Source organism: Rhizobium favelukesii (assembly GCF_000577275.2).
GTDB lineage: Bacteria > Pseudomonadota > Alphaproteobacteria > Rhizobiales > Rhizobiaceae > Rhizobium > Rhizobium favelukesii.
Genome location: NZ_HG916854.1, coordinates 129,446 through 153,989, shown reverse-complemented (window position 1 = coordinate 153,989; position 24,544 = coordinate 129,446). Strand labels below are relative to the sequence as shown.

Below are 24,544 nucleotides of genomic sequence, written 5' to 3'. Positions count from 1 at the left end.
TCGGGAATGGGGTTCTTGCTCATTCAGATCGACAGGATTTCAGCTGTAGAGGCTGACCTCTGGTATCTTGTCGTTCAGCACGAATTCGCCGACCTCCTTTGCCTTGTAGAAGACGGGATCATGGAGGGTGTGGGTGCGAACGTTTCGCCAGAACCGATCGAAGCGGTATCTTTCGGCCGTAGAGCGCGCACCGGTCAGTTCGAAGATCCCCGACGTGATGTCCAGCGAGACATTCGTGGCGTTTATCTTGGCCGCATAGGCCTCCGCCGCCGCTTCGCCGCGTTCGCGAGCCGTCACGTGATGGCCCTTGGCGAGACCAGCTTGAACGACTGCGGCCGCACTGTCGGCAAGGGCTGCGGATGCCTTCAACGAGGCCGTGAACTCACCGACGCGCTGGAGGATATATGGATCCTCAGCTGCACGCTGGACGCCCGATGTTACCCACGGCCGCGTTGTCGTGCGGACGTAGTCGACCGCGGCCGCAAGCGCACCCTCAGCCGTGCCGAGGTAGAAATTCACGAAAACCAGCTGGATAAGCGGCGTGTTAAAGGTCGAAAGCACCGCCGGTGCGGCGTCCGGCGCAGCAGGCGCACCGACAAAGTCTTCTTCGTAGACTGCGAAGTCGCGGAACTCGACGCTGCCGCTGTCGGACAGGCGCTGGCCGAAATTGTCCCAGTCGTCATTGGCGAAATAGCCCGGACGGCTTGTCGGAACGGCAAAGCCGACGACCTTGTCGTTGAGACTCGCATTGGCATTGATGTAATCGGAGACATGCGCGGCGGTGGAAAAGGACTTGCGCCCGTTGAGCACATAGCCGTTGCCTCGCCGTGTCAGCACGAGGCCGGGATCACGCGGATTGACCGCAGCGCCCCAGTAGAGATTTTTTGCAACTGTTTCGTTCGCGAGAGCCCGGGCGCGCGCTTCCTCCAGCGCCCAGTAGATATACTGGCTGTTGACGTAGTGATAGCCGAGGAGCTGACCTATGGAGCTCTCGCCCCGCGCGAGAATGCGCACCAGCCTCAGGCCATCGACCCAGTCAAGACCACCGCCACCGATCTCAGGCGGGTGCAATGCATTCAACAGACCGGCATTTTTCAGCTTGATGATCTCGGCAAGCGGCGGACGACCTTCGCGGTCAAGGTCTGCGGCGCGTCCGGAAATCGCCGCCGAGATTTCCACGGCGCGGGCAAAGAGGTCTTCTCGGGTTATATTGCGGCTGGTTGCGAAGACGACGTTGGATTGGCTCATGGTTCTGAACTCCGACTCATTGAAATGGGATCGGCGGAGGCCGCAAAGCCCCCGCGAGGGATCGAGGCAGGCGGATCAAAAAAGCTTGTCCGGGATCCAGTGTGCGGTCGCCGCGTCGCTCGTGCTGAAGGCCGGGATCTTCTGCGCCAATTCCTCGATCGTCTTGACGCCTGCCGCCCGCAGGCTTTCCTGGGTCAGGAGCGTCGGCTTGACGACGATCTGTGGGGGCACCTCCTCACCAGCCACCTGGAGCGCTGCCGCACGCACGGACACTGCGCCGACAACGGCCGGGTTCGTTGCAACCGTCGCCACCCACGGGCTTCCTTCCTCGGTGATTTCCTGAATGTCGGCTGTCGAAACGTCGGCCGAATAGATCTTCAGCTTCCCGGCGATGCCGAGATCGTTTGCGGCAAGCTTCACGCCGCGGGCGAACTCGTCATAGGGCGCAAAGACGACGGTGGCGTCCGGATTGGCGCTCAGGGCCGCCTTCGCCTGATCGGCCGTCGAGGTTGCCGTCGTGTCGTTGACGACGCCGAAGCGCGTCTTCTCCACGACGCCCGAATTCTGTGACTTGAACTTGTCCCAGACCTCGTTGCGCCGATCGAGAGGCGCAAAGCCTGCAACATAGACATAGGCGGCATTGAAGCTCGCACCGTTGTCCTTCACCGCTTGATCGAGCGCAAGCTGGGCGAGCTCGTGGTCGCTCTGTTCCACCTGGGGAATTCTCGGATTGTTGAGGTTCACGTCGAACGCAACAACCTTGATGCCCTTGTCCAGCGCCTGCTGCGCCACATCGGCGAGCGATTCCGGCAGACCGTGGTCGATCACGAGAGCGGATACGCCAAGATTGATCGCCTGCAGCACCTGCTCGCGCTGCTCTGCCGCATCCTGACGGCCGGGGAAGACCCGCAGGTCGATGTCGAGCGCTTTGGCCTGTGCTTCAGCGCCGGCCTGGTAGGCCTGGAAGAAGTCGCCGGCGGAAATATAGCTGATCAGCGCTATCTTGACGCCCCCCTTGTCGAAGGGAGCGGGTGCACCGGCAAGGCCGTCGGCGAAGGAGGCCTGGGCAAACATCAATGAGATGGCGGCGCTCAAAGCAAGCCGTGCAAGAGATTTCATCGTCGCGTTCCTCTGGTCATAGCAAGCGTCGTCTGACGGACGATAAATCCCCGCGACACATGAAATTATTAGATATAAACTCTATAATTTTAGTAGATTAAATGATCCGATTTTGCGGCCTTTGAGAGATTCTTTGTTCTGTTTGAAACGTCTCGGCGGCAATGGCTTGCCTGGAAGTTGAGCAGCCATGCAAGCCAATATGTCGCCCGGAAAGCAGACCCCGGGACGCCGCCAGATGCCGCTTCTTCATGTTGAAAATCTCACCCGCAGCTTCGGCTCGACCCGCGCACTTGCCGGCGCACATCTGTTGATTAAACCCGGAGAAATCGTTGCCCTCATGGGCGCAAACGGCGCCGGCAAATCGACGCTGGTCAAGATCCTTTCGGGCGTGCTGGAAGCCGATGGCGGCACGATGAGGCTGGATGATCGCCCCTTCACCCCAAGGACACCCTCCGAGGCGGCAAAGGCCGGCATCGCGACAGTGCATCAATCGACCGATATCGTCGGTGCTGCCGGTCTGACGGTGGCGGACGCCCTGCTCCTCCACCGCTTTGCCGAGCGCAGCACGCCTTTCTTCGTCTCGCGCAGGAGCATCCGCCGCGAGGCAAAGGCCATGCTCGACGCCATTGGTTTTTCGCTCGCGCTCGATCGAGATTTCGGCGATCTATCCGCCGCCGACCGGCAACTGGTCGCGATCGCCCGCGCGCTGGCCAACAGAGCCGATCTCTTAATCCTCGACGAGCCGACGGCGAGCCTTTCAGGCGACGAAACCCGTCGGCTCTTCGATATTTTGCTGCGCCTGCGCGCCGAGGGGCTTGCTATCCTTTACATATCGCACCGGACGGCGGACCTCGAGGCCATCGCCGATCGCGCCGTCGTCATGCGTGGCGGGCGCGTCGTCGGCAGCTTCAAAAGGCCAATCGATTTCCCGAGCGCGATCGAAACGATGATCGGCCGCAGGCTGGATGCCGCACGACCGGACGCACGACTGGCGACGGGGCCAGCAGTCTTCGAGATGCGAAACGCACAACTGGTGCCCGCGAGCGACCCTTTCGATCTGCTACTGCGTGAAGGCGAAGTCGTCGCCGTGACCGGGGTGCTCGGCGCCGGAAAGAGCAGGCTGCTTTCCGCGATCTTCGGCGTCGCACGCCTCGCCGGCGGCGAGATGTTGCTCGGCGGTCGACCGCACAGACCGAAATCTCCTGCCGACGCGATTGCCGCCGGCGTCGCCATGGCAGCGGAGGATCGCCATCGCTCCTCACTGATGCCGCCCGCCTGGCCGGGCAATTCGCTGGCTGCGACCATAAGCCTGCCGCATCTTGCCAAATGGTATCGCAACGGTTTCCTTTTCGGCGGCCGCGAAAGACGTGAGGCGAGCGACGCGATCGCCCGCCTTGGGATCAAGACCGCGGGGCCACTTGCCTCCATCTGGACGCTCTCGGGCGGCAACCAGCAGAAGGCGGTGATTGCGCGGTGGGAAGCGGAACCGAGCCGACTGCTCCTCCTCGACGAACCGTTCCAGGGCGTCGATGTCGGTGCACGCCGCGACATCATCGAGGCGATCCGCGCCCGCACCGACCGCGCCACATTGATCGCCACGTCCGATCCGGAGGAGGCCCACGAGGTCGCCGACCGCATCCTCACCATCGATCGCCACACGCTGCGACCGGTTGCGACCGATGCGGTCTCTTCCGCCATTCAGGGAACATATGCATGACCACGATCGAGGATGGGGCTCTCGCGCAACAGGCCGAAACGCCGGAGACCCCGAGCATTGACCGCCAGAAAGGAACCGCGAGCGCAATCCTTCGTTCAGGGGCCGTCTTCATCCTGCTCTGCCTGATGCTCGTTGGCTTTGCCATTGCCGAGCCGGCCTTCATCACTCTCGGCAATCTGATGAGCATCCTGCAGGCCGTGTCCGTCGTTGCCATTCTTGGTGCGGGCGTTACGGTGACACTCGCCGTCGGCGGTTTCGATCTCTCGATTGGCGCCGTCGCCGCCTCCAGCGTCATGGCCGCAAGCTATGCGATGATCGTCTGGCATCTTGATTCCTTTGCGACAGTGCCGCTGGTTCTGGCCTTCGGCGCCGCGATCGGGCTTCTCAATGCTTTCCTGATCGTACGTCTGCGCGTGCCTGATCTGCTGGCGACACTCGCCGTTATGTTCCTGCTTTCGGGACTCCAGCTCATTCCAACGGGAGGGCGTTCGATTTCCGCGGGCTTCGTCCTGCCGAATGGCTCCAAGGCGACAGGCGCCTATGATGCGGCCTTCCTCCTCATCGGCCGCTACAGCCTCTTCGGCACGCTCCCGGTTTCCGTCATGCTGATGATCGTCGTTGCCATCGTCCTTTTCGTCCTGACCGAGCGCACGCGTATCGGCCGGCTGCTGTTTGCAACGGGTGGTAACGAGGTCGCTACGCGGCTTGCTGGAGCATCCACGCCGCGCTTGAAGACCCTTGCTTACGTCATATCCGGAGCGCTTGCCTCCCTCGGTGGCATCGTCATCGCAGCCCGGGTTGGACGTGGCGACGTCTCGTCGGGCGGCTCTTTGCTGATGGATTCGGTTGCGGCCGCGCTGATCGGCTTTGCCGTTCTCAATCTGCGCCGCCCGAACGTGCTCGGCACCGTCGTCGGCGCCGTCTTCATCGGCGTCCTTCTCAACGGTCTCACCATGCTGAATGCTCCCTACTACACGCAGGACTTCGTCAAGGGTGCCGTTTTAGTCGGAGCGCTTGCCCTCACCTACGGGCTCGGCCGCAACGTCGATCGCTGAACTTGACACCGGGCTTGCGAAATTTTCCTGGCAGGCATCGCTTTTGGAATAACGTTCCTCCTTTGCAACATAAATCTATATAATTTGTGGACTACACGAAACGAGAGGGTTATTCATGAATGAGGGACGTGGACCGGGCTTCGGGCGCCGGGAGATCTTGAAGCTCGCGGCGGTCGCCGGGGCGACATTTGCAGGGACAGGCGTCTCCGCCGGCGGACAGGCAAGTGCCGCAGACGACGGTCTTTCACTGAAGGGCAAGCGCGTCGCGATCAGCGCCACGGGCACCGACCACTATTTCGACCTTCAGGTTTATAACGCCCAGATCGAAGAGGTGAAGCGGCTGGGCGGCGAGCCGATTGCGGTCGATGCCGGCCGCAATGACGGCAAGCTGATCGCCCAGCTCCAGACGCTCGTCGCCCAGAAGCCGGACGCCCTCGTACAGATCCTCGGCACACTCAGCGTCATCGATCCCTGGCTTAAGAAAGCTCGCGACGCAGGCATTCCCGTCCTGACCGTCGACGTCGGTTCGACCAACTCGATCAACAATACGACCTCCGACAACTGGGACATCGGCAAAGACCTCGCCCTGCAGCTCGTCTCCGACATCGGAGGCGAAGGCAACATCGTCGTCTTCAACGGCTTTTATGGCGTAACACCCTGCGCAATCCGCTATGACCAGCTCGTCAACGTCATCAAATACTTCCCGAAGGCGAAAATCCTTCAGCCGGAGCTGCGCGACGTCATCCCCAATACGGTTCAGGACGCGTTCACGCAGATCACCGCGATCCTCAACAAGTATCCGGACAAGGGCTCGATCAAGGCCGTCTGGTCGGCCTGGGATATCCCGCAGCTCGGCGCCACCCAGGCGATCGCCGCAGCCGGCCGCAACGAAATCCGCACCTATGGCGTCGATGGCAGCCCGGAAGTTCTCCAGCTCGTTGCCGATCCGAACTCCCCTGCAGGCGCAGATGCAGCCCAGCAGCCGGCCGAGATCGGCCGGGTCGCGGTTCGCAACGTTGCCAGGCTTCTCGCCGGCCAGAGCCTGCCGCGCGAAACCTATGTACCGGCACTCCTCGCGAACAAGGACAATGTTGGCGAGATCATCAAGAAGCTCGGTATCGGCTGACACCGGTCCTGGCGATGCGGCACCCGCCGCATCGCTCCCATTTCTCTTGTGAGCAGCCTGCAACATGACCGCATCCGCCATCGCGCAAACAATCGAGAATGACGAGTACATCATTCGCCTCGACCATGTCGTGAAGCACTTCGGAGGCGCGCAGGCGCTTGCCGGCGCCGCGCTTGCCGTTCGCCGCGGCACCGTGCACGGGCTTGTCGGACAGAACGGAGCCGGTAAGTCGACGCTCATCAAGATTCTTGCCGGCCTGCACACGCCGGACGAGGGGCTGATCGAGATCGAAAGCAAGCCATACGATCGGCTGACGCCGCATCTGTGCGAGGCACTCGGCATTCATTTCATCCATCAGGATCGGCTGCTGGTACCCACCTTCACGATCGGAGAAGCCCTGTTTCTCGGACGGGAGGCCCGCGTAGCCGGTACACCGTTTCTCAATCGCCGCGCCATGCAGCGGCGCGCGGAAGAAATTCTCGCCAACTATTTTGGCGTGGAGCTGCCCAAGGATGCCTTGATCGGCGAGCTTTCCACCGCCGAGCGCCAGATCGTCCAGATCACCCGCGCACTGCTTCATCAGCCCAAAGTGCTGGTCTTCGATGAGCCAACTGCGGCACTTGTCCGTCGTGAGGCCGAAATTCTCTTCCGCCTGATCCGCCGCCTTTGCAGCGAGGGCGTGACCATCATCTACATCTCCCATTATCTGAACGAGATCGAGGAACTGTGCGACCATGTGACGGTGTTGCGCAACGGCGTCGATGTTGCCTGCCTGGAGATCAGCCAGACGTCTGCAAAGGCGATCGCCAGCCTGATGATCGAGCGCGACATCACCGAGATGTTCCCGAAACGCCAGGTAGAGCTCGGCGAGGAAGTTCTTAAAGTCCAAGCCCTTTCGGCACCGAACCGCTTCAACAACATCAGCTTTTCGCTGCGCCGCGGAGAGGTCCTCGGCATCACCGGGCTGCTGGGTTCGGGGGCCAAGGACATTGTGCGCACGCTCTTCGGACTTCAGCAGGCGGCATCCGGTGTGATCGAGATCGCGGGCAAGACGGCGCAACCGCGCAATCCCGTGCAGGCGGTCGACCGGCAGCTTGGGCTGGTGCCTGAGGACCGGCGCGGCCATGGCGTCGGCCTTGATCTCAGCCTAAGCGAAAACATCACCCTATCGAGCCTTGCCCGATATACGCGCTTCGGATTCCTGGAGGGAAGACGTGAGCGCGCCGATACCGACGACCTCATCAAGCGCCTGCAGATCAAGACCGCGGGCCGCGACACGCTGGTTCGCACGCTGTCCGGCGGCAATCAGCAGAAGGTGGCGATAGCCAAGTGGCTTAGCCGCCAATCGGAGATCTACCTTCTCGACGAACCGACCGTTGGGGTCGACATCGGCTCCAAGGTCGAGATCTACTCGCTGATCGGCGAGCTAGCTGCTCGTGGTGCCGGCGTCATCGTGCTCTCGTCGGATCTACCCGAGCTTGTAGGCATGACCGACCGCATTCTCGTGTTTTTCCGCGGCCACGTGATCCGCGAGCTCGTCTCCTCGAAGACCACAACGGATGAAGTGCTGGCGGCCTCGACCGGCGCTTCGGAAGGATTGCGCCATGTCGGCTGACGTCCAGTTTGCCTCCCTCCCCGCTGCTTCGACCAGGCATTTGCCCCGGGTAAGGGCTGGTAAGGGCAGGGTCGCAGCTTCGGCGCTCCGCGTCGGTTCGCTGCTCGCCTTTGCGTCGATTCTCGTCGTGTTCTCGCTTACCGCCCCCTATTTCCTGACGATTGGCAATATCGGCAATGTCCTTGGCCAATCGGCCATCGCAGGCGTCCTGGCGATCGGCCTCACAATCGTGCTCATCGCCGGTGGATCGAACGTCGTCACCGGCGGCATCGATCTGTCGCTTGCCGCCAATATGGGGCTCAGCGCTGCGACCTATGCGACGCTGATCCAGCTCGGATACGGCGATCTCACCGCAGCAGGCGGCGCGCTTTTCACGGGACTTGCAATCGGCGCGGTCAATGCGGCAGCCGTGGTCTTTGCCGGCATCGTGCCTCTCCTGGCAACGCTTGCCGTCATGAACGTTGTCGCCGGCCTCGAGCTGGTCCTGACCCAGAACACCGTCGTCCCCGCCTCGACGGATTTCCTGACCGCGATGTCGGCGTCCGACGGCTTCGGCATTCCAGTCCTTGCCTATGTCCTGATGGGCTTCACCGCGCTTGCAGCGGCGATCGTCCAATACACCCCGCTGGGACTGAGACTTTATGCCGCCGGCGAGTTCCCGGATGCAGCCCGTGCCGCAGGCCTGCCGCTCAAGCGGTTGCTTGCGGGAGCCTTCGTCGTCAGCGGTCTGTGCGGCGGCTTCGCCGGCATTCTCTCCGTCTCCTATCTCAGTGGCAGCACCACCGGTTCGGGCGAGATGTTGCTGCCGGTCGTCGTCATTGCGCTGCTTGGCTCGGTCTTCTCGCGCCGCCTCGTTCCGACGATCACCGGAACACTGGTTTCCGCTCTCTTCGTCGGCTTCCTCATCAATGGCTTCCAGCTTCTGAACCTGCCGAGCACGCTCGTCAGCGGCGTCCAGGGTCTCCTGATCCTGATCGTCGTCTCGGCCACGACGCTGTTGCGTAAACGGGAGATCTGACCATGTCCGCCTCGACATTTGCCGGGCGATACGCCGCAGGCTTGGCTAGATACGGCCTCATACTGGCCCTCGTCGTCGTCTTCTCGATCTTCTCAGCAGCCGCACCGACCTTCCCCACTTTGGGCAACCTGCAGGGCATTCTGGTCAACAATTTCACCTTGCTCGCGATCGTCTCGATCGCCATGACCCTGACGGTTTCGGCCGGCGGCATCGATCTTTCGGTCGGCACCGCGGTGGACTTCGCAAGCTTCGCCTTCGTTTCCCTCGTACTTACCGGCGAGCCGATCGCCGTTGCACTTCTGGGCGGGCTCGCGGCAGGTGCCGTCGTCGGTGCCTTCAATGCCATCCTGATCTCGGCGATCGGCGTGTCGCCGTTTCTGGCAACGCTCGGCACCTTGTTCATCGGGCGCAGCATCCAGCAGCTTCTGACGAACGGCGGCAATCCGGTCTACCTGCCGCCCGCGGGCGTGCCGGAGGCCTTCCGTTTTCTGGGGCACGGGGTTATCGCGGGCGTGCCGGTGCCACTCTTGATCGCCGCTCTCATCATTGCCGGCGTCTCGGTGCTCCTTTCCCGGACGCGGTTCGGCCGTGTCGTGCTTTCGATCGGCATTCAGCCAAGCGTCGTACGCTATTCAGGGGTCGGCCGTGGCCCTCATGTTGCCGCGACCTTCATCCTCGCCGGGATCATCGCGGCGGTCGCGGGCATCATCCTGACGGCAACCGTCACGGTCTATATCCCCTCTTCCGGCAATGCCTTTCTGCTGAGTGCGATCGGCGCCACCTTCATCGGCACGACATTCTCGCCGCTCGGGCGCCCGAATGTCGCCGGCACCGTCCTCGGCGTCCTGCTCCTCAGCATCGTTGCCAACGGACTGCTTCTGACAGGCCTCAATTTTTACTGGCAGCAGGTTGCCACCGGCACCCTCATATTCGCGGTGCTGGCCTTCAGCTTCATCAACAGGAAAGCGGCCGACGCCTGAGCGAGGTCCAATCGAAAACATGCAGGAACAATGACATGAGCCGAGAAATCAGGCTGAACGCCTTTGACATGAACTGCGTCGGACACCAGTCTCCAGGACTCTGGCGCCATCCACGCGACAAGTCATGGACCTACAAAGATCTCGATTATTGGGTGCATCTGGCAAAGACGCTGGAGCGCGGCAAGTTCGACGGGCTCTTCATAGCCGATGTGCTCGGCGTCTACGACGTGCTGAACGGCAATGTCGATGCGGCACTGCGCCATTCTGCCCAGGTGCCGGTCAACGATCCGCTGCAGCTTATCCCGACAATGTCTTATGAGACCGAACATCTAGGCTTTGGCCTCACGGCGTCGCTCTCCTTCGAGCATCCCTATACGTTCGCCCGGCGCATCTCAACGCTCGACCATCTCACCAAAGGCCGGGTCGGCTGGAACATCGTCACGTCCTATCTCAACAGCGGTGCGCTCAACGTCGGCCAGCCCGCCCAGACGAACCACGACGACCGCTACGAGCTTGCCGAAGAGTATCTTGAGGTCTGCTACAAGCTGTGGGAGGGAAGCTGGGAAGACGGTGCCGTGGTGCGTGATCGGGAAAAGGGCATCTTCACCCATCCGCAGAAGGTCCACCCTATCCGTCACGCCGGGAAGCATTTCACCGTTCCTGGCATTCATCTCAGCGAGCCGTCGCCGCAGCGCACGCCCGTGCTCTACCAGGCCGGCGCCTCCAGCCGCGGCAAGGATTTCGCCGGCGCCCATGCCGAATGCATTTTCGTCGCAGCCCCGTCCAAGGCCGTACTCAAACGCTATGTCGCCAATGTGCGGCAAGCGGCCGAACGTGTCGGCCGCAATCCCCGGGAGATCCTTGCCTTCAATCTGCAGACCGTCGTGGTCGGCGAAACGGATGCCGAGGCACAGCGAAAGTTCAACGAATACCGCAAATACGCTTCATTCGAGGGGGCGTTGACGCTGATCTCCGGCTGGACAGGCATCGACTTCGGCCAGTTTGGCCCCGATGAGGTGCTGCGCCACCGCTATACAAATGCCGTGCAATCGGCCGTCGAAACCTTCACGACCATCGATCCCGACAGGGAATGGACGGTTCGGGAGATGGCGGACTGGGTGGGCGTCGGCGGCTTCGGCCCTGTCTTTGTCGGCTCGCCCTCTACGGTCGCCGATCTGATGCAGGAATGGGTCGACGATACCGATGTCGACGGCTTCAATCTCGCCTATGCGATAACGCCGGAAAGCTTTGAGGACGCGGTCGACCTTCTCGTGCCGGAATTGCAGAGGCGCGGCGTCTACAAGACCGAATATCGCCAGGGCACCCTGCGCGAAAAGCTTGGTGGAAAAGGCCCGCGCCTCGCGGTCCCGCATCCCGGCGCGGTCTACCGCAATCTTGGATCTGAGCCGACGCGCCTCGCGGTTTAGAGGTTTGAGTCCCACGCACCTCGATGGTCAAGATCTCGGCACGCTCAAACCCACACTCTGTTCATTTGGTCGCGTCCCCTGCGCTGCGATCAGGTTGCGATTATATGGTCCGGAAGCCGATCAAAATTGAGGAAGCGCTAAGGCAGGTCGAGCAGGGCGCGATTTCGCTCTGATCGGCGGGGAAGACTGGGAAATCGAAGGGCCGTCTCTGCGTCCCTTGAAAAAACCCATGACAACTGTCACGTGTATTACGACAGATGACATAGGAGCTTATCATGGCGGTCGCAACGATAAAGGTCTCTTCCGAAAAACAAGGCGGGGAACTGCAGAAAGTCGTGGAACTGCTCGGTGGAGCCCGCACGCTTTCTCGTCGCTTAACGAACGCTCTCAACGCCCACGAACTGCTTCTTAGCTCGACTTTGTACAAAATCGGTGGTGATTTCGGGGGCATCTGAGCAGCCCTGGGTGAATCAATTCGCCGCAGGGTCCCGGCCTTGCGCCATTCGTTTGATCGGATTCGAACGAATGGATGAGCGAACAACATGATTGTAGCCGTGAGCCGGGAGACGCGGTCCCCCACATCCTTCGCAAATGGCTGTCGCCGTTTCGTTTCTGGTTTACCGCGCCAAGCTGGGAGCATCTGCTGGTCCTGGTGATGGGTGCGCTCCTTTCGCCTGGCAAGCGAACGGTGACGGCCTGCCTGCGCATCACCGGACGCGCGGAGGTAAGTAATTTTGCCGCCTATCATCAACTCCTCAACCGAGCCCGCTGGAACCCTCGCACGTTGGCGGCCCGTCTGCTGTCCATCATTGTTGCCCGGCTCGTGCCCGAGGGCCCTGTCGTGATTGGCATGGATGATACAATCGAACGGCGTTGGGGCCAACGCATCGCCGCGCGTGGAATTTATCGTGACCCGGTGCGCTCCAGCCATGGCCACTTTGTCAAAGCCAGCGGCTTGAGATGGTTGAGCTTCATGGTTCTTTCACCTGTCCCATGGGCAAAATGTATTAAAGCCCTGCCGGTGCTGACGATCCTGTGTCCCTCTGAGCGCCATGATCAGAAGAAGGGCCGAAAGCACAAGCTGCTGACTGATTGGGCAAGGCAAGGCGTCTTGCAGCTTTGCCGCTGGCTGCCGGGCCGCGAAATCATCTTTGTCGGCGATAGCAGCTTTGCCGTTCATACACTGGCTGCGGCTCTTCCCGACACGGCCACTCTCATCACGCGGTTGCGTCTGGATGCCAGTCTCTTTGCTCCACCAGATCAACGGCACGAACATACGCTCGGGCGACCGGCGCAAAAAGGCAGGCCATTGCCGAAACTGAAAACGCTCCTCAAAGACGCAAAGACCGAGTGGCAGCGCATCGTCGCATCGTCCTGGTACGGCAAGCAAACCGACAAAACCCTTGATGTCACATCAGGAACCGGCCTCTGGTATCGGCGTGGAACGCCCCCAAGACCAATTCGCTGGGTTCTCGTTCGCGATCCATCAGGCCGTCGTGAACCCCAGGCGTTCATGAGCACCAACGTCAACCTTGAGCCCGCTCAGATCATTGCCTATTTCGTTCGGCGCTGGCAGATCGAGGTCACCTTCGCCGAAACGCGAGCGCATCTTGGCGTGGAAACCCAACGGCAGTGGAACGACAAAGCCATCATGCGCACGACCCCGTCGCTGCTGGCGCTCTACAGCCTCGTCACACTCTGGGCATGCGATCTGCTCGGTCATGGCGTCCTTCCCTATGCCGCCGCCTGGTACAAGAAAACAGAGTTCACCTTCTCCGATGCCATCGGTGCGGTTCGCATGATCCTGTGGGATCAGGATATTTATCGACAGCACCCGCCAGACCCGGACATTCCTGAAACTCAACCAAGCCGCCTCAAGCGGATGACACAAGCACTTTGCTTCGCTGCATAATGTACAAAGTCGAGCTTAGCGGACTGCCCGCGTGCGGTTTGATCAGGCAGGTTGCGCCGCGACATGGGATAACGGCGAAGGCGCATACCGGGTCGGGGGACGCTGGAACAGCAAAGGCGTGCGCGCTGTCTATTGTTCCGTTGATCCCTCGACGGCAATCCTAGAGGTCGCCGTCTACAAGAGCTTTCGTACGCTCGACACAGTTGCGCATGTACTGACGGCAGCGGACATAACCGACACGTCGTCGATGCATGTCGTTGATCCCACGACTGTGCCCAATCCCAACTGGCTGCACCCCGGCATTCCGAGCGCCGGACAGCAGGCGTTTGGTGACGAGCTACTTCAGAAGCACCGTTTCGTGGGTATCCCGAGTGCAGTGTCCAGCCATAGCTGGAACCTCGTGTTTCATCGCGAGCGCGGCGGCAGGCTCCTACTTGCTGAAGTTGCAGGAACCCTTCGCTCTCGACACCAAGCTGCACCCCCCTCAACGGCATGAAGTCGTTAGCCGGTGTATCCTGTGTGTGATCGGCAACTTCGTGGCCAGTCTGGCGCTGCCGACAAACAAACGTTGAAACGACGCGACGGTCAACATGATGCAACAAATCAAGGTGACGATTGGCCTGTAGCTGAAGCCCTTTGGGAGCGCACGAAGCGCACCTGATTCAGCCTGTCGATCGACCCGTCCACGAACAACTTGGCATCGAGGTTCGAGAGCGGCTCGCCGAACAGAAACACTGGCAGGTCGCGGATGATCGCCCTGCCCATAGAGACGCGCGTTGGCCGCCCGAAAGCTGGATGCCATCCCAGAGAGTAGTGGTCCCGCCATCTATCGTCAAAATACCGCTTTTCATTGAGATTTTGCTTGCCTCACCGATGAACACTCAAGTCCGCGACCAATTAGTTAGCCATTGTTTATCTGCCAACCGCGTAGGCCTGCATAAGGCGGGGGGTCGCGGCGGCCCTTAGAAGACCGTCCATGTCCCGGCGCGCTGCGGTCAGACGGCCCACGGTCCAAGGATCGGCAACCTGTACCTTGTGGCCACGCCGGCGCAGCTCGTCGAGCGTCGAAGTGCCGACGCTGCTTTCGACCATGATCTCGCCGGGAGAACTGGTGCGCGGGTAGAAGGAACCCGGGAAATGCGAAGTGTGGAAGAGCGGCATGTCGATACATGCCTGTAGGTTTTTTCCGTGATGGACGTAGCGCAGGAAGAAAGGCAGCTGCCACTGATCCTGCTGATCGCCGCCAGGCGTGCCGAAGACCATCGTCGGCCGGCCCTGATACAGCGCCAGCGAGGGAGTGAGCGTCGTCCGGGGTCGCTTGCCCGGCTCAAGAGAAGTCGGCAGTCCGGGCTTCAGCCAGAACATCTGGGCGCGAGAGTTCAGTGCGAAGCCGAGGCCCGGGATGATCGGCGAAGACTGCAGCCAGCCTCCAGAAGGCGTGGTTGAAACCATGTTGCCCCAGCGGTCGATCACATCGATATGCACCGTGTCGCCACGTCTTTCGCGAAGATGCGACATGGTTGGCTCGTAGACCGTGCCCTTGCCGCTCATTTCGGCAAGCATGGCCATGGTCACGTCGAATTGGCGGTTGTAGCCTGGCACGCGGCCGGGGCGCAGCTCGAGCGAAGCTCCCTCGCCGATCAGTTTCCGGCGTTCGCTATTATAGCTTTCCGACAGCAGATACTCGATGGGGATCTGCGCGAAACTCGGATCTCCGTAATAGACTTCGCGATCGGCGAAGGCGAGCTTCATGGCTTCAATGACGGTGTGTACGAAGTCCGGCCCTGACGGGTCCATCGCAGCGAGATCAAGGCTTCTCAACAGCGCCAGGGATTGCAGCAATACAGGTCCTTGGCCCCAGGCCGGCGTTTTAGCAATCGTCCAGTCGTGGTAGTCATAGGTCTGCGGCGCCTCGACCGTGGCGCGCCAGCTTGCCATGTCATTAGCGTTCAGCACGCCCTTGTGCCTGGCTCCGCTCGCATCCATGACGGCGGTGGTGCTGACGAACCTTTCGATCGCCTCGGCCACGAAGCCCCGGTAGAAGGCGTCGCGGGCGGCCTCGATCTGATTTTCCCGACCGCTCTTCGCTTCGGCCACGGCAATCACCCGCTTCCAAGTTTCCGCCAGAACAGGGTTCTTGAAGTTGCGGTTCGGCTCCGGCGCGCTACCACCCGGCAGCCAGGTTGCGTGGGAAGTCGGCCATTCCTTTTCGAAGAAGCCGCCCAGTCTCGTGATTGTCGCAGAAACCGCGGCAAGCACGGGATGGCCCTCTTCGGCGTAGTAGATCGCTGGCTCGAGAATATCCCGGATGCTCATCGTTCCGTAATCGCGCAACATCAGCATCCAGCCGTCGAAGGCGCCGGGGATAACCGTCGCCAGCAAGCCGTCGCCGGGGATCAGGTTCAGGCCTTCGGAGGTGTAGTGCTCGATCGTCGCGCCGGCCGGTGCCGGTCCCTGGGCGCAGATGACCTCGACCTTGTCCTTTTTCTTCGAATAGAAAATGGCGGGCATGTCGCCGCCTGGGCCGCATAGATGCGGCTCGACGATCTGCAGCACGAAGCCAGTGGCGACAGCCGCATCGAAGGCGTTGCCCCCCTTTTCCAGGATCGCCATGCCAACCGAAGACGCGATCCAGTGGGTCGACGTGACGACGCCGAAGGTGCCGAGGATTTCCGGTCGTGTCGTGAAGCTAGTCATCGTATTATGTCCTCAGGAATATGGCTTGCCGGCGATTTATGATGTCTTCAGGATCCCAGGGTCGTGCAAACAAAGGCGTGGATGACCGGGCAGAACAGACAAATGAGACCTGGGCCGGCAAGCTGATCGATCAAGCAAAAGTGGGCAGACGTGAGGGGCATCGGGTGATAGCCATGTCCGTCTCATATCAGATTTGACTACGCTTCCAAAGAATTCATACATTTTATACGCTCGGTGCCGTCGTCAAACTACAAGTGAAAATTGCATGACCAACTTGAATCTTTGAAGGGTCCGGGGGAGCCGCCATGGACGTCGGTTGCAGCTTCTTTGCCTGTTGGCGCTGGAACAATGGGATAGAGGGCGCTGCTAGCGCTGCCATCGGAGCACGCCTCGTCATCCTGAAGAATTTCACGGCGGAAGTTGTAAGAAAATGGAAGAGCGAAGCGGAGGAGCGCGCCTTTCAGCAACTTGCAAACGGGCGGGCTCCGCGCGACGGGAGCGTCGCCTGAAGGGTTGATGCTGATCGGAATGGTGTTCTGGAGGCATCCGCCAAACATTCGAGCAACCCTATGGATGCACCGGTACAAGCCCACCGCGTTCCCGCCCAAATCATCGCCTACGCAGTGTGTCCCGCGATAGGTTTCGAGAGGAATGGCAACCCGTCGTCGCTGCTGGCGACTACCTGCAGACCCGAAGGCTCTCCATATGCCAGCCACCGTCATAGGCATTCGGCACGCGGCGATCTTCAAACCAGCAACGTGGCGGTGGCGGTGGTGGATCGATGTAGCGCGGACCGCTGTTGTTGACGATTGCGCCACCAATCAATCCGCCGATCACTCCAGCGGCCAGACCGCCCGCAATCGCTGCGCCGTTGTCGTGATGATGATGGCGCCGCGGTGGTGGCGGATTATCGTAGTAGGGTCTTCGCCATTCCTGGGCGGACGCCGTGTCGACGACGGCAAAGCCACTGGTGGCGACAATTGCTACGATGACCGCGAACAAGACTAGCTTCTTCATTATTGCTCCGTCTAATTGAGGGCAAACCCCGAGCGAACGAATCGCACGCTCACGATTAACGGCTCATGAACGATACTGCGCGATTCCACCAATGGCGGCGAAATGCGGAACTGGCTGGGAAGGGAATGCTCCACCTATGATTTCTGCTGGGACGACGGGCAATTGCATGGAAGCGGCAAGGAGTTCTGAAACATGGATAGGGGTACCCCGCCACGGCCTTCATGTTTTTGCGGATGGTTGCTGGGAACCCCGCTCCAGTCAGGGCGGATGGGCCTTTGTGGTCTACCGCAATGGCGTGGAACTCGCGTTCAGCTTCGGCGGCTCGTTAAACAGCACAAATAACACAATGGAGTTGCTGAGCCTGTTCAACGCCGCAGGCTGGATTAATCGCGAGAGGACCAATGAAAGGGTTACCGTGTGGTTGGACTCCATTTACGCAGTGAAGGGCTGCAATATCTGGAGGCCGATCTGGAAGAACAACGGCTGGCGGAAGGTGCGTGCGAATGCCAAGGCGAGAAACCGAAAAATAGCCGATGCAGAGCTTTGGCAGAACGTTGATCGTGAGCTCTCACGAAATCCGCTCATCACCGTAGCTTGGTGCAAGGGTCATTCGGGAATTGATGGCAACGAACGGGCGGACGAACTCGCAGATCAAGGCCGGCGATCACTCCTTAAGACCTAAGTCATGCGATGCGTCAGAATGGAGACGGGCAACTCCATACTGTCACTTAGACGTCGGTCCAGCTGGAAAAAGTTGCGGCCTGGCCGCTTGTCCTGCCGTGCTCATCGACAAGCTGCCAAACAATTCCATTCTCCACCCAGAAGTGCTTTCCAGATTTGGTGACGCGCAGCCCTCGGTAGTCGGCAATGTAGCCCTGCCGTGCCACCGCATCGAGGAGCCGCTGCCGCTCCTGTCGGTCAGGCGCCTCAGCGGACAATCGCGACGGCAGCTTCGTGAACTCGTCCCACGTATATCCGAAGCGCGTCTGGGCGGCGATGTTGGCATAAACGAAGAGCGGATCAGGATCAGTATTGTGGGCCAGAACGACAAAAGGCGCTGCACGATAGAGCCAGTCCGGGCCTTGCTCCGACGGAACAAGCGGCTTGCCGACGAGCCGCTGAAAGCTACCGGTCAACAGTTTGAAGAATTCTAAGTCAGTGGCCAGACCGGCCGACTTGGGGTGCAGATCTTCCATAGTTTCGTTCCCTCTGCGAGGTATGGGTAGGCGCCGGACATTGCCGCCCACAAAGTGGGACAGCTATGACGGATTGGAAACAAGGTCCCACACCGTCAAGCAAAGCAACCCGATAACGGTCTAGGCGTCAAATAGCGACGACGGCAACTCGACAGTGAATCGGCTCGCTCCGGCAAGACGGATTGCAACTGCTTCTCGCAACAGAGCAAAGCGCAGTTCCAACGCCGTGGTCTCCGGCGATCTTGGCAACCGGCTCAATTCAATAGCGAAAAGGTCAAATTCCCTTCCCAACGCGGTTTCATCAAAAGGTGCGTTCATGTGTTCACGACCGATAGTTGATTTGAAGACTCACTCGGCTACCGGCTTACAGCCAGCGACAAGACCGCGCCCAACCCTCGTGCAGGCATGCTGAATATCCAATGAACCAGCTCGCCGCACGGTGTAGCAAATCGCGACGAGTGAGGCGCGAGCCCCGGATCATCTCCCAGTACTCGAACCACTATGAACCACTCGTTCATATGGCCTTCAGGTAGCCGCAGCTACCGTTGGTTCATCGTCACTAATCGCCATGAATCTTCGGGACAATTTAGCAATGCCTTATCCTGCCACTGTATCGGCCGGCCGTGATCCGCGTCTTGATTTCTTTCGTGGCGTTGCCTTGGTCATGATTTTCATCAATCACGTGCCGGGCAATTTCCTTGAAGGCATCACCTCGAAGAATTTCGGTTTTTCCGATGCAGCCGAAGCCTTCGTGTTAATGTCAGGGATGTCCGCCGGGCTGGCCTATTCGAGTGCCTACGCGCGGGACCGCGTGCAAGCAATTGCCCGTGTCCTTCGCCGCGCACGGCACCTCTATGGCGTCCACCTACTGACGACGGGCTTGGCGGTTATCATTCTCATGAGCGGTCACCACTTCGTGGGAACCGCTGCGCTGTCAGATCGTGTCAACCTAGAAGCTTATCTGAGCGCTCCGTGGATGACGACCCTTGGCGTCGTGGCGATGACGCACCAGCTCGGCTACTTCAATATTCTGCCTCTATACATTCTGCTGCTCGCCGCTACACCAGTCTTTCTGGCAATCGCCTCGTCCAGCCGATCCGCCCTATTGACTGTGTCGGTGGGCGTCTGGGTAGTCGCGGGCCTCTACAACATCAACCTTCCCAACTTTCCGACCGAAGGGATGTGGTTTCTCAATCCATTCTCCTGGCAGTTGATCTTCTGCATCGGCCTTTGCGCCGGTATGGCATCGAAGAGACGAGAGACGTTCGTCGGATACAATTCGGCGCTCATGTTCGCGTCACTGGCCTATCTTGCTTTCTCGTTGTTCGTTATCCAGGGGCAACGCTACGATCTGACGAACTGGGGAGATCATCCTGCAATCCTCGTTGGCTTTGACAAGGGTATCCTGCCTCTGCCCCGCCTTCTCCACGTGCTGGCCCTGACCTACGTCATCTCACAGTTTGGGGTCTTTTGGCGGATTGCCGCTGACACACGCCTTGGCGCTGTTACGCTTCTTGGAAAGCAGGGACTGGCAGTCTTTGCATGGGGGTCGTTGATCTGCATAGTTCTACAGGTCATTCGCGAGGCATATACGGTTCCGCTGCTACTCGACGCGGCGACGCTCGCGGCTGGGCTGGCGGCTCAATATGGCGTCGCCAACCACCTGCAGCAGGCCAAGATATCCTCCCGCGGCGGCCCGGTGCACGCGACATAGAAACTTGACAACAAGCTCAGAACGCAACACGACACGGCCCTCATCACCTGCTCGTGATTTCATCGACGTCCACGAGTTCTAGGTTAGTCCATCCGAGCGATGCCGGACATCGCGCGATCTTTGATCGCTTTTTATAAATGCGGGCGACCTTCGACATAAAAATGCGACGGCTCGTGGGGCCGTCGCCTGCTTTGCCTGCGTGAGGAAACCGCATCATCCTGGACGCGCTTTCCCTACGCTCACATTTGCAAATGCGGATTCAAAGCCCGTCGCGGAACTCATATCCCGGCATACCATTCATAGCCGCGATCCTCCCAGAAACCACCATTGCCGCCGTAAAGTTGGCCGAGGTCCGCGACCGCCTCGATGCGGGTCAGATATTTCGCCTGCTTGTAACCGAGTTGCCGCTCGACCCTTAGCCTCAACGGGGCTCCATGCGCCACTTCAAGATCGCGGCCGTTCATCGAGTAGGCGAGGATCGTCTGCGGATGGAAGGCATCGACCAGATCGACACTCTCATAGTACCAGCCGTTGCCGTCCAACGTCTTTTCGTATTCATCCGCGCAGTGGAATACGATGTAGCGCGCCTCAGGCTTCAGCCCGACTGTTTGCAGCAGGACGCCAAGCGGGAGGCCCATCCATTTGCCGATCGCGCTCCAGCCTTCCACGCAGTCGTGCCGGGTGATCTGTGTGCGCGATGGCATCGCCTTCAGCTGCGCAAGCGAGAACTGCGATGGTTTTTCGACCAGTCCACCGACTTCCAGCCTCCAGTTCACGAACTGGCGACCCATCCAGTCGAGATATCGCGGGTTATCCGGCATGCTGGTGCCGTTCGAGCGAAAGACAGGCGAGAGATCCGCCTCGCTGAATTCACGGGCGAGCGCATTGTCGCCGAGCAGGAAGCGCTGTGTCTTCATGCTGAGACCCTCGGCGATCTTCAGGACCGACTTCGTCCGGTCGCTTTGAACCAATGCGTCGCAACCGCTCAAGCCCAGTGCAGAAGCGGTCAGGGTCGAACCGATCAGGAAGCGGCGGCGGGTAATAAGGCGGCTCATCGTCTGCCTCCCCGTTCAATGGCGTAATAGCCAGTGATCATCGAACGGAGATTGTTGAAGACACCCGACAGGATCACCATGGCGACATGCACGACGACGAAGGCGACGAGCGAGAAGGCAGTCAGGAAATGGATGGTGCGTGCCGATTGACGTCAGCCGAAGACATCGAGCAGCCAAGGGGCCACAGCATTGAAGCCCGGCGACATAGTGAGCCCCGTGGCGATCATCAACGGCAGCAACACGAAGATCACTATGAGATAGGTCAGCTTCTGCAGCGTGTTGTAGTGCCGTGCCTGCGCTCCCTTCGGAAAGCGCAGCCGGGCATGGTTGACGACCTCATCGCCCAAATGAGCGAGCGTCAGTTCATTGCCGGCTGGAACGAGATCACGGCGGAAATGCCGGCTGATCAGCCCATGGGCGAGATAGACAAGGCCGTTGAGGACGAACAGCCAGGCAAAAAAGAAATGCCAGCGCCGGCCGGTCGACAGGTCTTGGTAGCTTGGAAGGGTGAGCCAGCTTGGAAAGCCCCTCGCTGTCGCCTCGCCATCAACAGTCGAGAGACCAAGGAAGCCGGTCGTGTTGAAGGTGAGAGAACCGACATGCGTCAGCCCCTTGGCCTGGTTGCCGTCTTCGACGGCCCCCATGGCAATGAAGGAAGGGTCGTTGTCGGCTCCATACTGGCCCCAATAGAGCGCCGGATGAGCATTGAATATCTGCAGACCGCTGAACAGCAGCACGGTCAGGCAAAGCACGTTTACCCAATGCGAGAGGCGGACAGCAAGGCTGTGGCGGTAGATGAGCGTGTGGCCAGCTTCCCTACCGGAATCGATCGTCGCCATGATTTTTCTCCGGACGAATAAAAGTTCGCAGCAGAAGACGCGACCGCCGCGGATAAAGTTTCAGCGGCCGCGAGATACGAAAACGCTTACTTCATCGCGTCGCAGGCCTTCATCATGTCGGCCTTTTTCATCGCGTCCTTTTCCATACCGGCCTTGTGCATGCAGTCCGTCTTTGTGCTCGACTTCATGGCGTCCTTCGACATTGCACTGCTCTGCATATTGTCCGTCTTCATCGCGTCGGACTTCATGGCGTCCTCAGCCGACGCGGCACCGGCGAGCGAAAGCCCGACGACGAACATGTAGGCTGCAAGGCTGGAAAGAAGCTTGGTCATGGAATTCTCCTAGAATGGGATTGTCGTGTCCACCGGCTGCGTACCAATGGCTCACATCCACCCATTCGAGAGATCCTCGAAATGCGTTACAGCCTCACACGCATGTGATAGATCCGTGATGCCAAACATTTTTTGATCTGCCTTGTAACCGATTGGCTGCTTCTGCGAATGAACACGCTGACAACATGACGACTGCTTATTCGGAAGAAGCGCTGAAAGCATTGATGCTTCTGGCCCTTGACGGGGACGAGGCCGCCTATCGGCGTTTGCTGACCGCTTTGCGCGTGCTGCTTGTCGGTTACTACAGCCGCAGGATGGCTGCGGCGACGAAAGCGGATATGGAAGACCTGGTCCAGGAGACATTGCTGGCACTGCATTCTCGCCGGTCCACTTACGACCGAAAAAGACCCTTCACGGCCTGGTTCTTCTCGATCGCCCGCTACAAGCTGATAGACCATCATCGCGGCCGCGGTGGACGTCGGCTGACCGAAACCGAGCTTGGCGAGGAGATCGAAAGTGACTTCAGCGAGGATACGCTGACCGCCCGCATGGATGTCGAGCGATTGCTCGACGGGTTGTCACCGAAACAGCGGGAGCTGATCCGGCAGGTGAAACTGGAGGGCCAGTCGGTCGCCGACACGGCAAACCGCACCGGGCAGTCTGAATCAGCGGTAAAAGTCAGCATCCATCGGGCACTCAAGGCGCTCGGGGAGAGATTGCGAGGCGCATCGTGACAAAGATGGACGACATCATCGAAAGCCTGGTCAGCGACCTGAAGCCGGTGCCGCGCAATGCGCCATGGCGCCGCTTCGCGGTTGGCATAGCTCCGGCCCTCGGGCTCTCCCTGCTGCTGATGCTGACCATCCTCGGTCTGCGGGTCGATATGCCCGAAGTGCTGATGCTGCCAGTCTTCTGGATCAAATCGATCTATAATGCATTGATTGCCGTGGCGTCCTTCCTCACTCTCTATCAGCTTTACCGCCCCGACGGTTCTGAAGGTCGCTTTTTCGGTTTGCTTACCACGATCTTCGCCGCCATGGCCGCGGTCGCAGCCATCCAGCTCATGATGGCCCCCATCGAGACTTACCACGCGCTGATCCTCGGTTCTTCGGCACTCCATTGCCCGCTTCTCATATTCGGCTTCGCGATGCCCGTTTATGCAGGGACGATCTGGGCACTGCGCGGCGGCGCACCCATCGATCTGCGGCTAACCGGGCTCGTTGCCGGTATAGCCGCAGGGGCAGCCGGCGCCTGGGTCTATTCCTGGTTCTGCACCGAGAACGGCATGCCCTTCGTGCTGATCTGGTACTCACTTGGCATCCTGCTGACCGGCGCGCTCGGCATCTTCACCGGTCCTCGGCTGCTCCGCTGGTAGACCCTTCTAGACTAAGCCTGACGACTGTTCATCAGCACCGGGAGTGGAACGCTCCCGATCAAAACGGCTCGCCTCCAATCGACCGAACCGGTAGAAGCCGCCGAATTGGCCACAAGGTCACGTTAACCCCCCGCTCTTGAGAGGACATGAACTGCGGATCAGCCTTGATCGCCAGCGAGCCGCACCCATGCCTTGCCCGCTACTCCCGAAGGTTGGATGGACAGCGTCATTCTGCGACGGCATCTCCTCGGAAGAAATCGCCTTCCCTGACTCGGGCATGGGGCGAGGTTCATCGGACCTCGCTTTCCTGCCTGACGATCGTAAGCACGCTCGAGCTTGATCGACATTAAGGTCAATCTGGTGCGCCACAAGTCACTGCTGGCCGGCAAGACCGGGTTAGCGGGCCGAACGCCTTGCGCTCTCCACGATCAGCCGAACGGCGGCTTCCATGCTTTCCGGCGTCGTGCCGGTGACGATGACGCCGAGCAGCGGTGCGGCGATGCCTGCCGCCTTCAGCTTCGGCATGTCCTCGGGCGTGAAGTTCTTCTGGCTCGGCGCAATGACCGGAATGCCGGCCTTGGTGGTGATCTCGCTGTAGCGGGCGAGATCGGTCTCGTTGAGCGGCTTGCCGTAGTCCGCGAAGGCGGCAACGGAGGCTTCCATCATCGCGCCCGGAATCGCGCGGATCTTCCGAAGTTCCTCGTCGGTGTTCTTTTCGCCGAGCGCCGGCATGGGCCGGAGCTTCGATTGCAAGAGATGCGGCTGCATGTCGCTGATATAGACGTTGAAGCCCTCGAAGCCTAGATCGGCGAGTTCATCCATCTCTTGCGCGCTCGGCACATTCTCCTGCCCGGCCATGACAAGTAGCGGCACGTCCAATGTGGCGAGCTTCTCGAAAAAGGGTCGCTCTTGCGCATAGCTGCCGAAGGTGGTGCCAGTCGCGCGGTGATAGGCGTTGAGATGCACTTTCAGCGCAAAGGCCCCTGCCCCCAACGCGGCCCTGGCAAGATCGAGGTCATGACGCGCAAGCGAGACGATGACCGGAAAGTCGCCACCGCGCAGCGCTTTGGTGAGTTTCGTTTCAGGATACGCAGGCATTTCG

Annotated in this window: 22 protein-coding genes and 3 pseudogenes; 15 read left to right on the top strand and 10 right to left on the bottom strand. The window is 60.2% G+C overall.

The annotated features are described in order from the left end of the window. Positions 1-39: 39 nt before the first annotated feature. Positions 40-1,248: an acyl-CoA dehydrogenase family protein gene (locus LPU83_RS60745; RefSeq protein ID WP_024315007.1), complete on the bottom strand. Its 1,209-nt coding sequence runs from the start codon at positions 1,246-1,248 to the stop codon at positions 40-42. Positions 1,249-1,323: 75 nt separating this feature from the next. Continuing rightward, on the bottom strand, positions 1,324-2,367 hold the full coding sequence (locus LPU83_RS60740; RefSeq protein WP_024315006.1) for a substrate-binding domain-containing protein: 1,044 nt from the start codon (positions 2,365-2,367) through the stop codon (positions 1,324-1,326). A gap of 235 nt (positions 2,368-2,602) precedes the next feature. Between LPU83_RS60740 and LPU83_RS60735 the strand changes: the two genes are divergently transcribed. The 10 genes and pseudogenes from LPU83_RS60735 to LPU83_RS60690 all read left to right on the top strand — a co-directional run. Continuing rightward, positions 2,603-4,084 (top strand): sugar ABC transporter ATP-binding protein, encoded by a 1,482-nt coding sequence (locus tag LPU83_RS60735; RefSeq protein ID WP_024315005.1) that lies wholly within the window; start codon positions 2,603-2,605, stop codon positions 4,082-4,084. Further along, a complete protein-coding gene (locus LPU83_RS60730; protein ID WP_024315004.1) occupies positions 4,081-5,139 on the top strand; it encodes an ABC transporter permease in 1,059 nt (352 codons plus the stop codon). Before LPU83_RS60735 ends, LPU83_RS60730 begins: the two co-directional genes overlap by 4 nt. Before the next feature lie 115 nt (positions 5,140-5,254). Further along, complete coding sequence (locus tag LPU83_RS60725) at positions 5,255-6,265, top strand: sugar ABC transporter substrate-binding protein (protein ID WP_024315003.1); 1,011 nt, start codon at positions 5,255-5,257, stop codon at positions 6,263-6,265. A 64-nt stretch (positions 6,266-6,329) separates the two neighbouring features. Continuing rightward, complete coding sequence (locus LPU83_RS60720; protein WP_024315002.1) at positions 6,330-7,880, top strand: sugar ABC transporter ATP-binding protein; 1,551 nt, start codon at positions 6,330-6,332, stop codon at positions 7,878-7,880. Beyond that, complete coding sequence (locus LPU83_RS60715) at positions 7,870-8,898, top strand: ABC transporter permease (protein WP_024315001.1); 1,029 nt, start codon at positions 7,870-7,872, stop codon at positions 8,896-8,898. The genes LPU83_RS60720 and LPU83_RS60715 overlap by 11 nt, the downstream gene beginning before the upstream one ends. Positions 8,899-8,900: 2 nt before the next feature. After that, positions 8,901-9,878 (top strand): ABC transporter permease, encoded by a 978-nt coding sequence (locus tag LPU83_RS60710; protein ID WP_024315000.1) that lies wholly within the window; start codon positions 8,901-8,903, stop codon positions 9,876-9,878. 35 nt (positions 9,879-9,913) lie between these two features. Then, on the top strand, positions 9,914-11,305 hold the full coding sequence (locus tag LPU83_RS60705) for an LLM class flavin-dependent oxidoreductase (protein WP_024314999.1): 1,392 nt from the start codon (positions 9,914-9,916) through the stop codon (positions 11,303-11,305). Positions 11,306-11,580: 275 nt separating this feature from the next. Next, positions 11,581-11,715 (top strand): annotated as a pseudogene (locus tag LPU83_RS60700) (antitoxin); the annotation flags it as partial. Between the two features lie 119 nt (positions 11,716-11,834). Further along, positions 11,835-13,217, top strand: a complete 1,383-nt coding sequence (locus LPU83_RS60695) for an IS701 family transposase (protein WP_037068948.1) — start codon at positions 11,835-11,837, stop codon at positions 13,215-13,217. 31 nt (positions 13,218-13,248) lie between these two features. Further along, positions 13,249-13,702: pseudogene (locus tag LPU83_RS60690) on the top strand (RES family NAD+ phosphorylase); the annotation flags it as partial. A 427-nt stretch (positions 13,703-14,129) separates the two neighbouring features. Here LPU83_RS60690 and LPU83_RS60680 read toward each other — a convergent pair. Continuing rightward, positions 14,130-15,914 carry a gamma-glutamyltransferase family protein gene (locus LPU83_RS60680; RefSeq protein ID WP_024314997.1) on the bottom strand — a complete coding sequence of 595 codons (1,785 nt, stop codon included), beginning with the start codon at positions 15,912-15,914 and terminating at the stop codon, positions 14,130-14,132. Between the two features lie 305 nt (positions 15,915-16,219). Between LPU83_RS60680 and LPU83_RS60675 the strand changes: the two genes are divergently transcribed. After that, the gene (locus LPU83_RS60675; RefSeq protein ID WP_024314996.1) at positions 16,220-16,423 is read left to right on the top strand and encodes a hypothetical protein; all 204 of its coding nucleotides are present in this window, start codon (positions 16,220-16,222) and stop codon (positions 16,421-16,423) included. 169 nt (positions 16,424-16,592) lie between these two features. Here the strand turns inward: LPU83_RS60675 and LPU83_RS60670 are convergent, their stop codons facing one another. Continuing rightward, the gene (locus LPU83_RS60670; protein ID WP_024314995.1) at positions 16,593-16,931 is read right to left on the bottom strand and encodes a hypothetical protein; all 339 of its coding nucleotides are present in this window, start codon (positions 16,929-16,931) and stop codon (positions 16,593-16,595) included. Between the two features lie 166 nt (positions 16,932-17,097). Here LPU83_RS60670 and LPU83_RS60665 point away from each other — a divergent pair, with 166 nt between their 5' ends. Further along, complete coding sequence (locus LPU83_RS60665) at positions 17,098-17,613, top strand: ribonuclease H family protein (RefSeq protein WP_029710025.1); 516 nt, start codon at positions 17,098-17,100, stop codon at positions 17,611-17,613. A gap of 46 nt (positions 17,614-17,659) precedes the next feature. Here the strand turns inward: LPU83_RS60665 and LPU83_RS60660 are convergent, their stop codons facing one another. Both LPU83_RS60660 and LPU83_RS60655 read right to left on the bottom strand, forming a co-directional pair. Further along, complete coding sequence (locus LPU83_RS60660; RefSeq protein ID WP_024314993.1) at positions 17,660-18,127, bottom strand: MEKHLA domain-containing protein; 468 nt, start codon at positions 18,125-18,127, stop codon at positions 17,660-17,662. 120 nt (positions 18,128-18,247) lie between these two features. Beyond that, the gene (locus LPU83_RS60655) at positions 18,248-18,445 is read right to left on the bottom strand and encodes a hypothetical protein (RefSeq protein WP_082321281.1); all 198 of its coding nucleotides are present in this window, start codon (positions 18,443-18,445) and stop codon (positions 18,248-18,250) included. A 274-nt stretch (positions 18,446-18,719) separates the two neighbouring features. Between LPU83_RS60655 and LPU83_RS60650 the strand changes: the two genes are divergently transcribed. After that, positions 18,720-19,841 carry an OpgC family protein gene (locus tag LPU83_RS60650; protein WP_029710024.1) on the top strand — a complete coding sequence of 374 codons (1,122 nt, stop codon included), beginning with the start codon at positions 18,720-18,722 and terminating at the stop codon, positions 19,839-19,841. Positions 19,842-20,119: 278 nt separating this feature from the next. Here the strand turns inward: LPU83_RS60650 and LPU83_RS60645 are convergent, their stop codons facing one another. The 3 genes and pseudogenes from LPU83_RS60645 to LPU83_RS60635 form a co-directional block, all read right to left on the bottom strand. Then, on the bottom strand, positions 20,120-20,896 hold the full coding sequence (locus LPU83_RS60645; RefSeq protein WP_024314992.1) for a molybdopterin-dependent oxidoreductase: 777 nt from the start codon (positions 20,894-20,896) through the stop codon (positions 20,120-20,122). Further along, a pseudogene (locus LPU83_RS60640) lies at positions 20,893-21,735 on the bottom strand (cytochrome b/b6 domain-containing protein). Before LPU83_RS60640 ends, LPU83_RS60645 begins: the two are co-directional and overlap by 4 nt. Positions 21,736-21,821: 86 nt before the next feature. Continuing rightward, positions 21,822-22,067 carry a pentapeptide MXKDX repeat protein gene (locus LPU83_RS60635; RefSeq protein ID WP_024314990.1) on the bottom strand — a complete coding sequence of 82 codons (246 nt, stop codon included), beginning with the start codon at positions 22,065-22,067 and terminating at the stop codon, positions 21,822-21,824. A 185-nt stretch (positions 22,068-22,252) separates the two neighbouring features. On the opposite strand from LPU83_RS60635, the gene LPU83_RS60630 reads away from it, so the two are divergent. Together LPU83_RS60630 and LPU83_RS60625 are read left to right on the top strand one after the other, a co-directional pair. After that, positions 22,253-22,801, top strand: a complete 549-nt coding sequence (locus tag LPU83_RS60630) for a sigma-70 family RNA polymerase sigma factor (RefSeq protein WP_024314989.1) — start codon at positions 22,253-22,255, stop codon at positions 22,799-22,801. After that, positions 22,798-23,442 carry an NrsF family protein gene (locus LPU83_RS60625; protein WP_024314988.1) on the top strand — a complete coding sequence of 215 codons (645 nt, stop codon included), beginning with the start codon at positions 22,798-22,800 and terminating at the stop codon, positions 23,440-23,442. The genes LPU83_RS60630 and LPU83_RS60625 overlap by 4 nt, the downstream gene beginning before the upstream one ends. 396 nt (positions 23,443-23,838) lie before the next feature. Here the strand turns inward: LPU83_RS60625 and LPU83_RS60620 are convergent, their stop codons facing one another. Continuing rightward, positions 23,839-24,540: a hypothetical protein gene (locus LPU83_RS60620; protein WP_024314987.1), complete on the bottom strand. Its 702-nt coding sequence runs from the start codon at positions 24,538-24,540 to the stop codon at positions 23,839-23,841. Positions 24,541-24,544: the final 4 nt, after the last annotated feature.

Bases quoted from the DNA above. Each gene is read 5' to 3' on its own strand.
- LPU83_RS60745 (WP_024315007.1), bottom strand. From the start codon at position 1,248: ATGAGCCAATCCAACGTCGTCTTCGCAACCAGCCGCAATATAACCCGA.
- LPU83_RS60740 (WP_024315006.1), bottom strand. From the start codon at position 2,367: ATGAAATCTCTTGCACGGCTTGCTTTGAGCGCCGCCATCTCATTGATG.
- LPU83_RS60735 (WP_024315005.1), top strand. From the start codon at position 2,603: ATGCCGCTTCTTCATGTTGAAAATCTCACCCGCAGCTTCGGCTCGACC.
- LPU83_RS60730 (WP_024315004.1), top strand. From the start codon at position 4,081: ATGACCACGATCGAGGATGGGGCTCTCGCGCAACAGGCCGAAACGCCG.
- LPU83_RS60725 (WP_024315003.1), top strand. From the start codon at position 5,255: ATGAATGAGGGACGTGGACCGGGCTTCGGGCGCCGGGAGATCTTGAAG.
- LPU83_RS60720 (WP_024315002.1), top strand. From the start codon at position 6,330: ATGACCGCATCCGCCATCGCGCAAACAATCGAGAATGACGAGTACATC.
- LPU83_RS60715 (WP_024315001.1), top strand. From the start codon at position 7,870: ATGTCGGCTGACGTCCAGTTTGCCTCCCTCCCCGCTGCTTCGACCAGG.
- LPU83_RS60710 (WP_024315000.1), top strand. From the start codon at position 8,901: ATGTCCGCCTCGACATTTGCCGGGCGATACGCCGCAGGCTTGGCTAGA.
- LPU83_RS60705 (WP_024314999.1), top strand. From the start codon at position 9,914: ATGAGCCGAGAAATCAGGCTGAACGCCTTTGACATGAACTGCGTCGGA.
- LPU83_RS60695 (WP_037068948.1), top strand. From the start codon at position 11,835: ATGAGCGAACAACATGATTGTAGCCGTGAGCCGGGAGACGCGGTCCCC.
- LPU83_RS60680 (WP_024314997.1), bottom strand. From the start codon at position 15,914: ATGACTAGCTTCACGACACGACCGGAAATCCTCGGCACCTTCGGCGTC.
- LPU83_RS60675 (WP_024314996.1), top strand. From the start codon at position 16,220: ATGGACGTCGGTTGCAGCTTCTTTGCCTGTTGGCGCTGGAACAATGGG.
- LPU83_RS60670 (WP_024314995.1), bottom strand. From the start codon at position 16,931: ATGAAGAAGCTAGTCTTGTTCGCGGTCATCGTAGCAATTGTCGCCACC.
- LPU83_RS60665 (WP_029710025.1), top strand. From the start codon at position 17,098: ATGGAAGCGGCAAGGAGTTCTGAAACATGGATAGGGGTACCCCGCCAC.
- LPU83_RS60660 (WP_024314993.1), bottom strand. From the start codon at position 18,127: ATGGAAGATCTGCACCCCAAGTCGGCCGGTCTGGCCACTGACTTAGAA.
- LPU83_RS60655 (WP_082321281.1), bottom strand. From the start codon at position 18,445: ATGAACGCACCTTTTGATGAAACCGCGTTGGGAAGGGAATTTGACCTT.
- LPU83_RS60650 (WP_029710024.1), top strand. From the start codon at position 18,720: ATGCCTTATCCTGCCACTGTATCGGCCGGCCGTGATCCGCGTCTTGAT.
- LPU83_RS60645 (WP_024314992.1), bottom strand. From the start codon at position 20,896: ATGAGCCGCCTTATTACCCGCCGCCGCTTCCTGATCGGTTCGACCCTG.
- LPU83_RS60635 (WP_024314990.1), bottom strand. From the start codon at position 22,067: ATGACCAAGCTTCTTTCCAGCCTTGCAGCCTACATGTTCGTCGTCGGG.
- LPU83_RS60630 (WP_024314989.1), top strand. From the start codon at position 22,253: ATGACGACTGCTTATTCGGAAGAAGCGCTGAAAGCATTGATGCTTCTG.
- LPU83_RS60620 (WP_024314987.1), bottom strand. From the start codon at position 24,540: ATGCCTGCGTATCCTGAAACGAAACTCACCAAAGCGCTGCGCGGTGGC.